The sequence below is a fragment of the Kitasatospora sp. NPDC056327 genome (genome assembly GCF_042261735.1).
In the GTDB taxonomy this organism is placed as follows: domain Bacteria; phylum Actinomycetota; class Actinomycetes; order Streptomycetales; family Streptomycetaceae; genus Kitasatospora.
Window position 1 is genome coordinate 1 of the sequence record NZ_JBHJRC010000221.1, and the last position, 13,853, is coordinate 13,853.

The 13,853-nt window shown below is 75.8% G+C and carries 11 protein-coding genes; 5 read left to right on the plus strand and 6 right to left on the minus strand.

Annotated elements, in window-relative coordinates; genetic code table 11:
* Window positions 1-482 precede the first annotated feature (482 nt).
* On the plus strand, window positions 483-1,202 hold the full coding sequence (locus ACFCX4_RS26480) for an SDR family NAD(P)-dependent oxidoreductase (protein ID WP_376147198.1): 720 nt from the start codon (window positions 483-485) through the stop codon (window positions 1,200-1,202).
* Window positions 1,203-1,275: 73 nt separating this feature from the next.
* Here ACFCX4_RS26480 and ACFCX4_RS26485 read toward each other — a convergent pair whose 3' ends face one another.
* A complete protein-coding gene (locus tag ACFCX4_RS26485; RefSeq protein WP_376147201.1) occupies window positions 1,276-3,597 on the minus strand; it encodes a heavy metal translocating P-type ATPase in 2,322 nt (773 codons plus the stop codon).
* Between the two features lie 73 nt (window positions 3,598-3,670).
* Window positions 3,671-3,889, minus strand: a complete 219-nt coding sequence (locus tag ACFCX4_RS26490) for a heavy-metal-associated domain-containing protein (RefSeq protein WP_376147204.1) — start codon at window positions 3,887-3,889, stop codon at window positions 3,671-3,673.
* Window positions 3,890-4,184: 295 nt separating this feature from the next.
* On the opposite strand from ACFCX4_RS26490, the gene ACFCX4_RS26495 reads away from it, so the two are divergent.
* Window positions 4,185-5,360: a PP2C family protein-serine/threonine phosphatase gene (locus ACFCX4_RS26495; protein WP_376147207.1), complete on the plus strand. Its 1,176-nt coding sequence runs from the start codon at window positions 4,185-4,187 to the stop codon at window positions 5,358-5,360.
* Window positions 5,361-5,374: 14 nt separating this feature from the next.
* Here ACFCX4_RS26495 and dhaL read toward each other — a convergent pair whose 3' ends face one another.
* Together dhaL and dhaK are read right to left on the minus strand one after the other, a co-directional pair.
* On the minus strand, window positions 5,375-6,046 hold the full coding sequence (gene dhaL, locus ACFCX4_RS26500; RefSeq protein ID WP_376147210.1) for a dihydroxyacetone kinase subunit DhaL: 672 nt from the start codon (window positions 6,044-6,046) through the stop codon (window positions 5,375-5,377).
* Window positions 6,047-6,067: 21 nt separating this feature from the next.
* Window positions 6,068-7,063, minus strand: a complete 996-nt coding sequence (gene dhaK, locus ACFCX4_RS26505; RefSeq protein WP_376147213.1) for a dihydroxyacetone kinase subunit DhaK — start codon at window positions 7,061-7,063, stop codon at window positions 6,068-6,070.
* Between the two features lie 127 nt (window positions 7,064-7,190).
* On the opposite strand from dhaK, the gene dhaM reads away from it, so the two are divergent.
* Entirely contained in the window at window positions 7,191-7,583 is a 393-nt protein-coding gene (gene dhaM / locus ACFCX4_RS26510) for a dihydroxyacetone kinase phosphoryl donor subunit DhaM (RefSeq protein ID WP_376147216.1), read from the plus strand.
* A 34-nt stretch (window positions 7,584-7,617) separates the two neighbouring features.
* Here dhaM and ACFCX4_RS26515 read toward each other — a convergent pair whose 3' ends face one another.
* On the minus strand, window positions 7,618-9,333 hold the full coding sequence (locus ACFCX4_RS26515) for a bifunctional 3'-5' exonuclease/DNA polymerase (RefSeq protein WP_376147219.1): 1,716 nt from the start codon (window positions 9,331-9,333) through the stop codon (window positions 7,618-7,620).
* 247 nt (window positions 9,334-9,580) lie between these two features.
* Between ACFCX4_RS26515 and ACFCX4_RS26520 the strand changes: the two genes are divergently transcribed.
* A complete protein-coding gene (locus ACFCX4_RS26520; protein WP_376147222.1) occupies window positions 9,581-11,605 on the plus strand; it encodes a M3 family metallopeptidase in 2,025 nt (674 codons plus the stop codon).
* 152 nt (window positions 11,606-11,757) lie between these two features.
* On the opposite strand, the gene ACFCX4_RS26525 is transcribed toward ACFCX4_RS26520, so the two are convergent.
* Complete coding sequence (locus tag ACFCX4_RS26525; RefSeq protein ID WP_376147225.1) at window positions 11,758-12,384, minus strand: TetR family transcriptional regulator; 627 nt, start codon at window positions 12,382-12,384, stop codon at window positions 11,758-11,760.
* A 191-nt stretch (window positions 12,385-12,575) separates the two neighbouring features.
* Here ACFCX4_RS26525 and ACFCX4_RS26530 point away from each other — a divergent pair, with 191 nt between their 5' ends.
* The gene (locus ACFCX4_RS26530; protein ID WP_376147228.1) at window positions 12,576-13,793 is read left to right on the plus strand and encodes an acyl-CoA dehydrogenase family protein; all 1,218 of its coding nucleotides are present in this window, start codon (window positions 12,576-12,578) and stop codon (window positions 13,791-13,793) included.
* The last annotated feature ends 60 nt before the right edge of the window (window positions 13,794-13,853 follow it).

Consider the following 13,853-nt stretch of genomic DNA (forward strand, 5'->3'; position numbering starts at 1 on the left):
GCCGCACTCCTGCGGCCGGGCCCTCGGGTTTCCGGCCCTCCACGTCCGGCGCACGACTCCGGGGGCGGCTGTGGGCCCGGGACGGCCGCTCAAAGCGTCCCCGGCCCCGCCACACCCCGGCGTCGTGCGCGAAGGCCGCCAACCGTCGGCGACCGACCCGGGGCCCGCCGGAGCCCCGTCGGCGGCAGTGGTGGTCCCGCGTCGACGCTGTGCCGTTCGCCGCGTCTCCGCCCACCGGTAAAACTGCCGCACTACCAACCTAAGACGTATCAGCGTGCGAGAAGTTACGCCCGGGGGGTGTGAGCTGCCTCTCGCCACGCTCCGTGTGCGGTCGGTACCGGCCCCATACCACACCTTCCGTCGGCGGCGACGTCACCCTCCCCGCAGTCACGGCAACCGAGCGTGATAGGAATCGTGGCATTCCGGTACGGACCGTCCCGCACCTTGGAGCGTGGCGGCGGAGCTGGGGAGGGAGTGCGCAGATGACCAGGAACGTGGTTGTCACCGGCGGTGGCACGGGGATCGGGTACGAGGTGGCGCGGCGGTTCGCCGAGGCGGGCGAACGGGTCGTGATCGTCGGCCGTCGGCGAGCGGTGCTCGACGGGGCCGCCGCCGCGCTCGGGCCCAACGTGACCCCGCTGGTCTGCGACCTCGCCGATCCGGACGCCGTCGAGGCCGCCCTGGCCGAACTGCCCGAGCGGGTCGACGTACTGGTGAACAACGCCGGCAGCCGGGAGACCGTGATCGGCGCCGGACCGCACGCGCTGCTGGCCCGCTGGCGCGGCGACTTCGAGCGGAACGTGCTGACCGTGGTGCTGCTCACCGAGTCGATCAGGGACCGGCTCACCCCGGGCTCCGGCCGGGTGGTCACCATCAGCTCGATCGCGGCGCTGCGCGGCGCCGGCTCCTACGGGGCCTCGAAGGCGTCGCTGCACGCCTGGAACCACTTCCTGGCCGCCCAGCTCGGCACCTCGGGCATCACCGCCAACATCGTCGCCCCGGGGACGGTGGCGGGCACCGAGTTCTTCGGGCCGCGGCTGGACGACGCGGAGGTCTCCCGGCGGGCCGCCCGGACGCTGCTCGGGCGGATCGGGGAGACCGGGGAGGTGGCGGGCGCGGTGTACTTCCTGGCCTCGCCGGAGGCCGGTTTCATCACCGGCGAGATCCTGCACTGCAACGGCGGCGAGCTGCTCGGCCGCTGAGGCCCGGACACGGCCGGGCCCCGTACCGCGGGTGCGGCACGGGGCCCGGTTGCCGCGGGTGCGCCGGTGGGTCTCAGGAGGACCGGAAGCTGCGCAGCCGGAGGCTGTTGGTGACCACGAAGACCGAGGAGAAGGCCATCGTGGCGCCGGCGATCATCGGGCTGAGCAGTCCGGCGGCGGCCAGCGGGATCGCCGCCACGTTGTAGCCGAAGGCCCAGAACAGGTTGCCCTTGATGGTGGCGAGGGTCCGGCGGGAGAGCCGGATGGCGTCGGCGGCCGAGCGCAGGTCGCCCCGGACCAGGGTGAGGTCGCTCGCCTCGATGGCGGCGTCGGTGCCGGTGCCCATGGCCAGGCCGAGGTCGGCCTGGGCGAGCGCGGCGGCGTCGTTGACGCCGTCGCCGACCATCGCGACGATCCTGCCCTCCGCCTGGAGGATCTCGACGGCGGCGACCTTGTCCTCGGGCAGGACCTCGGCGTGGACGTGGGCGGGGTCGATGCCGACCTCGGCGGCGACCGACTCGGCGACCGCCCGGTTGTCGCCGGTGAGCAGGACCGGGGTCAGCCCCAGGGCGCGAAGCTCGGCGACGGCCTCGGCACTGGTGGGCCTGACGGTGTCGGCGACCTCCAGGACGGCCCGTGCCGCGCCGTCCCAGCCGACCACGACGGTGGTGCGGCCGGCGGCCTCGGCGGCCCGTTTGGCCCCGGCCAGCGGGGCGGGCAGCGGCAGGCCGCGGTCCTTGAGCAGGGCCTCCCGGCCGGCCGTCACCGCGCGGCCCTCGACGACCCCCTGGACGCCCAGGCCGGGCAGGTTCTCGAACCGCTCGACGGGGGGCAGGGTGCCGAGGCGCTCGGCCGCCGCGGTGGCGACGGCGGCGGCGACCGGGTGCTCGGAGGCGTGCTCCAGGGCGCCGGCCAGCCGCAGGGCCTCGTCCTCGGTGACGCCCTCGGCGGTGTGCACCGCGGTCAGCGCCATCCGGCCGGTGGTGACGGTGCCGGTCTTGTCGAGCACGACGGTGTCCACCCGGCGGGTGTTCTCCAGCACCTCGGGGCCCTTGATGAGGATGCCGAGCTGGGCGCCGCGGCCGGTGCCGACCATCAGGGCGGTCGGGGTCGCCAGACCCAGGGCGCACGGGCAGGCGATGATCAGCACGGCGACCGCGGCGGTGAACGCCTCGGTGGTGCTGTCGGAGGTCAGCAGCCAGCCGGCCATCGTGGCGAGCGCGATGACGATGACCACGGGGACGAAGACGGCGGAGATCCGGTCGGCGAGCCGCTGGGCGGCGGCCTTGCCGTTCTGCGCCTCCTCGACCAGGGCGGCCATCCGGGCGAGCCGGGTGTCGGCGCCGACCCGGGTGGCCTCGACCACCAGCCGGCCGCCGGCGTTGACGGTGGCGCCGGTGACGGCGTCGCCGACGGCCACCTCGACCGGCACGGACTCACCGGTGAGCATCGAGGCGTCGACGGCGGAGGCGCCCTCGACCACCACGCCGTCGGTGGCGATCTTCTCGCCGGGGCGGACCACGAAGCGCGTCCCGACGGTGAGCCGGTCGACCGGCAGCCGCACCTCGCGGCCGCCCTGGAGCACGGCGACGTCCTTGGCCCCGAGGTCCAGCAGGGCGTGCAGGGCCGCCCCGGCGCGGCGCTTGGAGCGGGCCTCCAGGTAGCGGCCGAGCAGGATCAGCACGGTGACGGCGGCGGCCGTCTCCAGGTAGAGCATGGACGAGGCGTCGGCCTCACCGACCGAGAAGGAGAACTCGTGCCGCATGCCCGGCATGCCGGCGTCGCCCCAGAACAGGGCCCAGAAGGACCAGCCGAAGGCGGCGAGGGTGCCCAGCGAGACCAGGGTGTCCATGCTCGCCGCGCCGTGCTTGAGGTTGGTCCAGGCGGCCTTGTGGAAGGGGAGCCCGCCGAAGACCACGACGGGGCCGGTGAGGGCGAAGGCCAGCCACTGCCAGTTGGTGAACTGGAGGGCCGGGACCATCGACCAGAGGACCACCGGCAGGCTCAGTACGGCGCTGATGAGCAGCCGGTCGAGCAGGGGGTCGGCCGCCGCGGTGGACCGGCCGCCGGTGCCGGGGGCCTCTCCGGCCGGGGCCGCGGCCGCCGGTGGCGGGGGGAGCTCGGCGGTGTAGCCGGTGTTCTCGACGGTGGCGACGAGGTCGGCGACGGTCACGTCCGGTGCGAACTCGACCCGGGCCTTCTCGGTCGCGTAGTTGACCGTGGCCTCGACGCCGGTCATGCGGTTGAGCTTCTTCTCGATCCGGGCGGCGCAGGCGGCGCAGGTCATGCCGCCGATCGACAGTTCGACGCGTTCGCGGACCGCGGTGGGGCCCTCCTGGCCGGCCGTGGCGGGCGCCGCGGCCGGGGAGGCGGAGCCCGGGGTGGAGGTGCTCATGTGCTGATCAGCTCCTAGGGGAGGGCGCGGCGGGGGCGGGTGACGCCGGGCCCCCACCGCGCGGCGGGGGCTCTCAGGCGGTGCGGCCGACCAGCTCGTAGCCGGCCTCGTCGACGGCGGCGCGCACCAGCTCGTCGTCCAGCGGGGCGGCCGCGGAGACGGTGACGGTGCCGGCCTTGGCGTCGGCGGACACCTCGGTGACGCCCGTCAGGGTGGAGAGCTCCTTGCTGACCGAGTTCTCGCAGTGGCCGCAGCTCATGCCGGTCACGGTGTAAGTGATGGTGCTGGACATCGGGCCCTCCGGAAGGGTCGGTACGGCCGCGGGTGTGCGCCCCGGCCTCACTGATATGACAACACCATACCCTTAGGGGGTATTCCGTAGGAGTACGGATCATGTGGTGTGGATCGCACTCGAAGGCCGTTTGGCGGCCGATCTTCGTGGTCCGAGAGCAGAGCGTAGGCGTCCGGCCACGCGGAGCCGCAATCCGCGCCGTGGCGGGGCCGAACCGGCTGCGGATCCGGCGCGAATCCGGGGGCGGGCCGGGGGTGCGGGGGTGACCGTGCTGATCGTCCGTTATGTTCGGTATGTGTCCCCGTTCCGCCGTGCCCAGTCGCCGTCCGTCCCGACCGGCGCCGGGCAGCCGCCGGCCCGGCGGCGTGACGCGTTGCTCGCCGCCGACCTGCTCGACATCCCGTTCCGGCGCCGGGCCTCGCCGGCGCTGATCGCCATCGTGCTGGTCGCCATCGCCGATCTGTACTCCGGCCAGGACCGCTACCTGGCGCCGCTGATGACCGTGGTCCCCAGCATCGCCGCGCTCACCCTGCGGCCGCTCGAACTGCTCGGCGTCAGCTCGCTGGGGCTTCTCGCCGTCTACGGACTCAGCCACTACGACCAGGTCGACACCATCAACGACGCCCGCTTCCTGTGGGGCGCGATGGTCAGCTACCTCCTGCTCACGGTCTTCTCCGCCTGGGTCGCCGAGCTGCGGATGCGCAGGGCCGCCGCCTTCGCCGCGGTCAGCTCCGTCGCCGAGGCCGCCCAGCGCGCGCTGCTGCGGCTGCCCGGCCCGGTCGTCGGTCCGCTCCGCCTCGCCGTCCGGTACGTCTCGGCCGCCGACGCCTCCAGGATCGGCGGGGACCTCTACTCCGTGCTGGAGACCCCGCATGGCACCCGGGTCGCGGTCGGCGACGTGCGGGGCAAGGGGCTCGGGGCGGTGCAGACCGCCGCCGTGGTGCTCGGCTCCTTCCGGGAGGCCGCGTACGACGAGGCCGGACTGCGCGGGGTGGCCGCCCGGATCGAGGCCAGCGTCGAGCGGCACGTGCCGGACGGCGAGTTCACCACCGCGCTGTTCGCCGAGTTCCGCCGGCCCGGAGTGGTCCAGCTGCTCCAGTACGGGCACGTGCCGCCGATCCGGGTGGACCCGCAGGGCCGCGCGCACGTGCTGGAGGCGCCCGATCCGTGGGTGCCGCTCGGGCTCGGCCGGCTGGCCTCCGGGGAGCCGGCCACCTGGGAACAGCCGTTCGGGACCGAGGACGTGCTGGTGCTCTGCACCGACGGCGTGGTCGAGGCCAGGCACCGGCGCGGCGGCGGGTTCTACCCGCTCGCCGAGCGGGTCGGTCCCCTGGTGCGGGGCGCGGCCCGCTCGGGGGCGGAGCTGGAGGCGGCGGTCGGCCGGGTCTACGCCGACCTGCTCGCACACACCGGCGGCGAGCTGCGGGACGACGCGCTGCTGCTGCTGATCACCCGCACCGACGCCGGGTAGGCCCCGGCGGGGACTCAGTCGCCGGGCCCCCGCGCGGCGCCGGCCCGCGTGACGTCGGCGAGGGCGCGGAAGAGCAGGGCGGTGGAGGTGGCGCCCGGGTCCTGGTGGCCGACGCTGCGCGGGCCGAGGTAGGAGGCGCGGCCCTTGCGGGCCTGCAGCGGCACGGTGTCCAGGGCGCCCCGTTCGGCGGCCCCGGCGGCGGCCCCGGCGGCCTCCGGCAGGCCGGCCCCGGCCGTCACGGCGGCCCGGTAGGCGTCCAGCGCGGGCGTCCAGGCGTCCACGATGGTCTTGTCGCCCGGCTCGGCCCTGCCGAGGTCCCGGACCGCCCGCAGGCCCGCCGCCAGGGCCTCGCCGAACGCGGCCGGGCCGGCGGGGGCCTCGCCGGGCTGCGGCAGCGCGGCGCCGATCGCGCGGAACGCCTTGCCGTAGAGCGGCCCGGAGGCGCCGCCGACCTTGGAGATCAGCGTGGTGCCGGTCCTGGTCAGGACCGCGCCGGCACCGGCCGGGGCCGGCGCGTCCGGACCGTCCAGCGCCGTCAGCACGGCCGTGAAGCCGCGGCGCAGATTGCTGCCGTGGTCGCCGTCGCCGATCGCCGAGTCCAGCTCGGTGAGCCGGCCCTGCTCCTGCTCGACCGCGGCGGCGATCGCGCGGACCCAGGCCAGGGCGAGGGGGGTGTCGACGTTCATCGGGGCTCCTTGCCGAGGGGGTCAGGCGCGCTTGAGGGCGGGGGTGTCCACCGGGGCGTCCCACAGCTCCAGCAGCCGGTCGTCGGCCCTGGTGAGGGTGAGGGAGAAGCCCGCCATGTCGAGGCTGGTCACGTAGTTGCCGACCAGGCTGCGGGCCACCGCGATGCCGTGCCCGGCCAGCCGGGCGGCGACCTCGCCGAAGACGATGTACAGCTCCATGAGCGGGGTCGCGCCCAGGCCGTTGACCAGGGCGATCACCTCGTCGCCGGGGTCCAGGCGGTGGTCGGCGAGGACCGTGTCCACCACCTCGGCGGCCAGCTCGCGGGCCGGGCGGAGCCGTTCCCGGCGGCGGCCCGGCTCGCCGTGGATGCCGACGCCGACCTCGATCTCGTCGGCGGCCAGCTCGAAGCCGGGTTTGCCCGCCGCGGGGACGGTCGCCCCGCTCAGCGCGATCGCGAACGAGCGGGAGGCCGCGTTCACCCGCTCGCCGAGGGCGGCGACCTCGTCCAGCGGCGCGCCGCGCTCGGCCAGCGCGCCCGCGATCTTCTCCACGAGCACGGTCGCGCCGGTGCCGCGCCGGCCCGCCGTCCAGGTCGAGTCCTCCACCGCGACGTCGTCGTTCACCAGGACGGTGCGGACCTCGATGCCCTCCTCGGCGGCCAGCTCCGCGGCGAGCTCGAAGTTCAGGACGTCGCCGGTGTAGTTCTTGACCACGAACACCACCCCGGCGCCGGAGTCCACGGCGCGGGCGGCGGCCAGCATCTGGTCCGGCACGGGGGAGGTGAAGACCTCGCCGGGGCAGGCGGCGTCCAGCATGCCGGGGCCCACGAAGCCGCCGTGCAGGGGCTCGTGCCCGGACCCGCCGCCGGACACCAGGGCCACCTTGGGCGCCGCGGGCCGCACGGCCCGGGTGATCACCCGGGCGGCGGTGTCCACGGCCAGTTCCGGGTGGGCGGCGGCCATCCCGGCCAGCGCGTCCTCCAGGACGGTCTCCGCGGTGTTGATGAGCTTCTTCACGGCGTACGCGCTCCCCTCGGCAGACGGTGCTGACCCGACGCTACGCCAGACGGGGGTGCGGGGCACGGAATCCGACACGCGGGAGTGGATCACCCGGACGGCGGACGGAGGTCCTAGGGTCGGGGGCATGAGTGGACACGTGGGCATCGTCCTGGTCTCGCACAGTGCGGCGCTGGCCGGCGGGTTGCGGGAGCTGCTGGCCGAGCTGGCCTCCGACGAGGTGCGGGTGGTGGTGGCGGGCGGGACCGAGGAGGGCGGGCTCGGGACGAGCTACGAGCTGATCGCGCGGGCCGTCGCCGAGGCGGACGCCGGGGCGGGGGTGGTGGTGCTGCCGGACCTCGGGAGTTCGGTGCTGACCGCGGTGACCGTGCTGGAGGACGAGCCGCGCCCGGACGTGCGGCTGGTCGACGCGCCGTTCGTGGAGGGCGCGGTGGCCGCCGCGGTGACCGCCTCCACCGGGGCGGCGCTGGCCGAGGTGGTCGCGGCGGCGGAGGAGGCGCGGGGCTTCCGCAAGCTGTGAGCCCGGCCGCGGGCGGAACCGCGGCCGCGGGCGCTCACTTGGCGTCGGCGTAGCACTCCACCACGGCGGTGCTGAGCGGGAAGCGCACCGGGGTGTCGCCGAAGACCAGCCGGCGGGCCTCCTCCGCCGCGCCGGCCGCCGCCGCCGCCACTTCGTCGGCCAGGTTGGCCGGGGTGTGCACCACCACCTCGTCGTGCTGGAAGAACACCAGGTGCGGACGGTCGGCCTCCTCCGCCACCGGGAGCTCGCCGAGCCGGCGGCGCAGCGCCGCCAGCAGGGCCAGGGCCCAGTCGGCGGCGCTGGCCTGGATGACGAAGTTGCGGGTGAACCGGCCCCGGGCGCGGGCCGACCGGCCGCCGGCCTCGCCCGCCGGCCCGGGCGCCTCGGTGAGGTCGAGGAAGTCGGCGGAGGCGGGCGGGCAGGGCCGGCCCAGCCGGGAGGCGACCACGCCGCCGTCCTCGCCGGTGCGGGCGGCGGCCTCGACGTAGCCCATCGCGGTGGGGTAGCGGCTGCGCAGGATGGCCAGCAGCGGGCCGATGTCGCCGCTGGTCTGGCCGTACATGGCGCCGAGCAGGCCGAGCTTGGCCTTCTCCCGGTCGCCCTGGAAGGCGGTCGCGGCCAGGGCCTCGTAGAGGTCGCCGCCGGCCGCGGTGCGGGCCAGCCCGGCGTCCTGGGAGAGCGCGGCGAGCACCCGGGGCTCCAGCTGGGCGGCGTCGGCGACGACCAGCAGCCAGCCCGGGTCGGCGACCACGGCGCGGCGCAGGATGCGCGGGATCTGCAGCGCGCCGCCGCCCCGGCTGGCCCAGCGGCCGGAGACCACGCCGCCGACCACGTACTCGGGGCGGAACCGCCCGCCGCGCGCCCAGGCGTCCTGCCAGGCCCAGCCGTGCGCGACGTGGATCCGGGACAGCTCCTTGTAGCGGACCAGCAGCCGGGCCGCCGGGTGGTCGATCGTCTTCAGCTCCCAGGAGCGGGTGGAGGCGAGCGGGATGCCGGCGTCGGCGAAGGCGCGCAGCACCTGGCTGTGCGAGTCGGGGTTGAACGGACGCCCGCCGAGCGCCCGCTGCAGTTCGACGGCGAGGTCGGCGAGCAGCCGGGGCTGAGTGCCCGGGACTGTGGGGCGCGGGCCGAGCAGGTCGGTGAGCAGCCGGTCGTGGACGTCGGCGCGCCAGGGCAGGCCGTCGTGGGCCATCTCGGCGGCGGCCAGCGCGCCCGCCGACTCGGCGGCGGCCAGCAGCCGGAACCCGCCGCGGGCGGCCGGCCCGGTGATCGCGGCCAGCCGGCGCTGCTGCTCGGCGTGCACGGCGACCACGGCGGCCAGCGGGTCGGTGCCGGGCGGCAGCTGGAGGCGGTCGGGGGCGAACAGGCTGTCCTGGCCGTCGCCGGCCTCGGCGGAGCCGGGCTCGGGCAGGTCGGCGGGCACTGGCAGGCCGCGCAGCCGGGCCCAGCCGGCGCCGAGCGAGCGCGGGGCGCCGAACCGGCCCTCGTGGGCGAGCAGCAGCGCCTCGACCAGCCGCAGGTCGTGGCAGCGGGCGAGCCGGCCGGGCAGCCGGGGGAGCAGCGGGGCGTACCCGGAGTCGGCGGCGGCCCAGACCCAGCGCGGGTGCCCGGCGGCCTCCCGGGCGGCGACGGCGGCGGCGAGGTCGGGGGCGGGGACGGGCGGGCCCAGCGGGGTTCCGGCGTCGTCGAGCGGCTGGAGGCGGCCGCCGCGGCCGTGCGGGTCGGGGACGAGTGCGATCCGGGGTGCCACGGGGGCCGCTCCTCTCGTGCGGGTCGGGGCCGGACCCGGGTCCGGGTACGGGTGCGGCGGGGCCGGCCGGGGCGTGCGGGCGCACGGCCGGCCGGTGTCGACGGTAGCGGGAGGCTACGACAACCGGAGCGGGGCGGTCCGTCGGCGGGGCCGGGCGCGGGCCGTCCGCCCGCCGCCGGGGGTGCGTCCCGGCCGTGGGAGGGAAGGGCCGTAGGCAGTGCCCATGACAGCGCGTAAGGTCGGCGGAATGACCGAGAACCCGTTCTTCAGGCCCAGCACCCTGGCCTACGAACTGCCGCCCTTCGCCGAGATCCGGCCGGAGCACTACCTGCCCGCCTTCGAGCGCGGGATGACCGAGCAGCTCGCCGAGATCGCCGCGATCACCGCCGACCCGCAGCCGCCGACGATCGAGAACACCCTGGTCGCGCTGGAGCGCTCGGGGCGGTTGCTGCACCGGGTCCGGGTGGTCTTCGAGAACCAGTCCGCCGCCTGCACCACCCCCGAGGTCGACCGGCTCGACGCCGGGATCAGCCCGCGGCTGGCCGCGCACCGCGACGCGATCCACCTGGACGCCGCGCTGTTCGCCCGGATCGAGGAGCTGCACGCCCGCCGCGCCGGGCTGGACCTGGACCCCGAGACGCTGCGCCTGCTGGAGCGCCGCCACACCGCGTTCGTCCGGGCCGGTGCCCGACTGGGCGCCGACGAGCAGGCCCGGCTGCGCGGGATCAACGCCGAACTGGCCGCCGCGGCCTCGGAGTTCCGGCAGAACGTGTCCGCCGACGAGAAGGCCCGCGCGCTGGTGCTGGACTCCGTCGAGGAGCTGGCCGGCCTCTCGCCGGACGCCGTGGCCGCCGCCGCCGAGAACGGCCGGGCGCTCGGGCGGGACGGCACCTACGTGCTCAGCCTGAAGAACTTCTCCAACCAGACCGAACTCGCCTCGCTCACCGACCGCTCGGTGCGCGAGCGGCTGCTGGCCGCCTCGCTCGGCCGCGCCGCCGCCGCCAACGGCCCGCTGGCGATCCGGATGGCCGCGCTGCGCGCCGAGCGGGCCCGGCTGCTCGGCCACGACACCCACGCCGCCCAGGTGGTCGCGGACGAGACGGCCGGCACCGTCGGCGCGGTGGACGCCCTGCTCGCCCGGCTGGTGCCGCCGGCCGTGGCCAACGCCCGCCGGGAGGCCGCCGAGCTGGCCAAGGTCGCCGCCGCGGACGGCGTCGAGGAGATCGCCGCGCACGACTGGGCCTACTACTCCGAGCAGGTCCGGCAGACCTCGTACCAGGTGGACGCGGCGGCGCTGCGCCCCTACTTCGAGTTGGAGCGGGTGCTGCGGGACGGCGTGTTCTTCGCCGCGAACCTCGCCTACGGGGTGACCTTCACCGAGCGTCCCGACCTCGTCGGCTACCACCCGGACACCCGGGTCTGGGAGGTGTTCGACGCGGACGGCACGGGGCTGGGCCTGTTCCTGGGCGACTTCCACGCCCGGGCATCCAAGCGCGGCGGTGCCTGGATGGACGAACTGGTCACGCAGTCCCACCTGCTGGGGCAGCGGCCGGTGGTCTACAACAACCTGAACATCGCCAGGCCGGCCGCCGGCGAGCCGGTGCTGCTGTCCTGGGACGAGGTCCGCACGCTGTTCCACGAGTTCGGGCACGCGCTGCACGGGCTGTTCTCGGACGTGCGGTACCCGTACGTCGCGGGCACCGACGTGCCGCGGGACTTCGTCGAGTTCCCCTCGCAGGTCAACGAGATGTGGATGGTGCGGCCGGAGGTCCTGGCCAACTACGCGAAGCACCACGTGACGGGCGAGCCGCTGCCGGCCGGGCTGGTCGGTCGGATGGCGGCGGCGGAGTCCTTCGGCCAGGGCTTCCGGACCGTCGAGTACCTGGCGGCGGCGCTGCTGGACTGGGCCTGGCACACCCTGCCGGAGGGCCGGGAGGTCGCGGACGCCCAGGAGTTCGAGGCGGCGGCGCTGGCCGCGGCGGGGCTGTCGGTGGCGGCGATCCCGCCGCGCTACCGGACCACGTACTTCGGGCACATCTTCGCCGGCGGCTACAGCGCGGGCTACTACGCGTACATCTGGTCGGAGGTGCTGGACGCCGACACGGTGGAGTGGTTCGGGGGCAACGGCCGGGGCGTGCGGGAGAGCGGCGAGGTGTTCCGGCGCGAGCTGCTGGCGCGCGGGAACAGCCGGGACGCGCTGGACTCGTTCCGCGCGGTGGTCGGGCGCGACCCGGAGACGGCTCCGCTGCTGGCCCGGCGCGGGCTCGTCTGAGCGGTCCCGTCCGGGCGGTCCGGCCCGGACGGGCGGCGGGGCCCGGTGGAACGGCGGCGTCCGTTCCACCGGGCCTCCGTGCCGGCGGGCTCCTGTGTCGTCCGGGCCGCCGTGCCGTGCGGGCTCCTGTCCCGTCCGGGCCGCCGCGGTGGTCAGCCGGCCGGTTCCGGGGCGGGGCCGGCGGGCAGGGCGGCGGTCGGCAGGTCCGCGGCGGCGGCGAGCCGGCCCCACAGCAGGTCGGCGAGCGCCTGGACCATCCGGGCGCGCGGGCAGGGTCGGGACTCCAGCCACCAGTCGCCCGCCGCCAGCACCATGCCGGTGATGGCCCGCCCCCAGGCCTCGGCGATCAGCTCGCGGTCGGCGCCGAGGTCGACCTGGTCGGCGATGGCCCGGGTGATCTCCGCGGCGATCCGCTGGAGGGCCGGGGCGAGCGCGTTGCCCGCGCCGCCCGGGTCGCCCGGCTCGGGGTGGGTGAGCAGCCGGTAGACCTGCGGGCGGGCCTCGATCCCGGCGAGGTAGGTGTCCAGCACGTGTTCGACCCGGTCGCGGCGCTCCAGCGGTTCGGCGAGCGCGGCCCGGACGGCGGCCAGCAGCCCGCCGGTGTGGCGCTCGGTCAGGGCCCGGACCAGGCCGTTCCGGTCGCCGAAGTGCCGGTAGAGGATCGGCTTCGTGATGCCCGCCTCGGCGGCGATGGCGTTCATGCTGGCGCCGGGCCCCTCGCGCTGGACGACCCGGTCGGCGGCGTTGAGCAGCTGTTCCCGGCGGGGCTCTGGGTCCATGCGCGGTTCCCTCGTTTCCTTCGGCTGCGGGCGTTGACACCGGTTACCAAGCAGTAGCAGACTCCGACGATGTTACCGGTGGTAACACCCCGCTGGGTCGCACCTTTCGGTCGGATCTTCGGTCGTGCCCGGCCGGCACCCCGCCGCGGCCGCCCCCTTCCGGCCGCGCCCTTCATCGGAGGCCCCCACCCATGAGCACCTTCTCGCTGGACCCGGGACCGGACCAGATCGCCGTCCGCGACTGGCTGCACGGCTTCGCCGCGGGCGTGATGCGGCCCGCCGCCGCCGAGTGGGACGAGCGCGAGGAGACCCCCTGGCCGGTCATCCAGGAGGCCGCCCGGCTCGGTGTCTACTCGCTCGACTTCTACGCCCGGCAGTACTTCGACCCCTCCGGAGTGGGCATCCCGATCGCCATGGAGGAACTGTTCTGGGGCGACGCCGGCATCGGCCTGTCCATCGTCGGCACCACCCTCGCCGCCGTCGCGGTGCTCGCCAACGGCACCGAGGAGCAGATCGGCACCTGGGCGCCGCAGATGTTCGGCACCCCGGACGACGTCAGGGTGGCCGCGTTCTGCGCCTCCGAACCGGACGCCGGCTCCGACGTCTCCGCGCTGCGCACCCGCGCCGTCCACGACGGGGCCACCGACACGTGGGTGCTGAACGGCACCAAGACCTGGGCCACCAACGGCGGGATCGCCGCCGTCCACGTGGTCGTCGCGACCGTCGACCCGGCGCTCGGCGCGCGCGGACAGGCCTCCTTCGTGGTGCCGCCGGGCACGCCCGGTCTGAGCCAGGGCCAGAAGTTCCGCAAGCACGGCATCCGGGCGTCGCACACCGCCGAGGTGGTGCTGGACGACGTCCGGGTGCCCGGGCACTGCCTGCTCGGCGGCCGGGAGAAGCTGGACGAGCGCCTGGCCCGTGCCCGCGAGGGCGTCCGCAAGGGCGGGCGGAACGCCGCCATGGCCACCTTCGAGGCCTCCCGCCCGGCGGTCGGTGCCCAGGCGATCGGCATCGCCCGGGCCGCGTACGAGGTGGCGCTCGACTACGCGCGGACCCGGGTGCAGTTCGGGCGTCCGATCATCGACAACCAGGGCGTGGCGTTCCAGCTGGCCGACATGAGGACCCGGATCGACGCGGCCCGGCTGCTGGTCTGGCGGGCCTCCTGGATGGCGGCCACCGGCCGGCCGTTCACCGCGGCGGAGGGCTCGATGTCCAAGCTCTACGCGGGCGAGACCGCCAAGTGGGTCACCGCGCAGGCGATGCAGGTGCTCGGCGGCAACGGCTACACCCGGGAGTACCCGGTCGAGCGGATGCACCGGGACAGCGCGATCTACTCGGTCTTCGAGGGGACCAGCGAGATCCAGCGGCTGGTCATCTCCCGCGCGATCTCCGGCCTGCCGATCCGCTGAGACGGTCCGCCGGGATCCGCTGGGACGGTCCGCCGGGGCGGGTGCCGCCGACCCGGGTGC

Coding starts and splice junctions, on each gene's coding strand:
- ACFCX4_RS26480 (WP_376147198.1), top strand. CDS start 483: ATGACCAGGAACGTGGTTGTCACCGGCGGTGGCACGGGGATCGGGTAC.
- ACFCX4_RS26485 (WP_376147201.1), bottom strand. CDS start 3,597: ATGAGCACCTCCACCCCGGGCTCCGCCTCCCCGGCCGCGGCGCCCGCC.
- ACFCX4_RS26490 (WP_376147204.1), bottom strand. CDS start 3,889: ATGTCCAGCACCATCACTTACACCGTGACCGGCATGAGCTGCGGCCAC.
- dhaL (WP_376147210.1), bottom strand. CDS start 6,046: ATGAACGTCGACACCCCCCTCGCCCTGGCCTGGGTCCGCGCGATCGCC.
- dhaM (WP_376147216.1), top strand. CDS start 7,191: ATGAGTGGACACGTGGGCATCGTCCTGGTCTCGCACAGTGCGGCGCTG.
- ACFCX4_RS26520 (WP_376147222.1), top strand. CDS start 9,581: ATGACCGAGAACCCGTTCTTCAGGCCCAGCACCCTGGCCTACGAACTG.
- ACFCX4_RS26525 (WP_376147225.1), bottom strand. CDS start 12,384: ATGGACCCAGAGCCCCGCCGGGAACAGCTGCTCAACGCCGCCGACCGG.
- ACFCX4_RS26530 (WP_376147228.1), top strand. CDS start 12,576: ATGAGCACCTTCTCGCTGGACCCGGGACCGGACCAGATCGCCGTCCGC.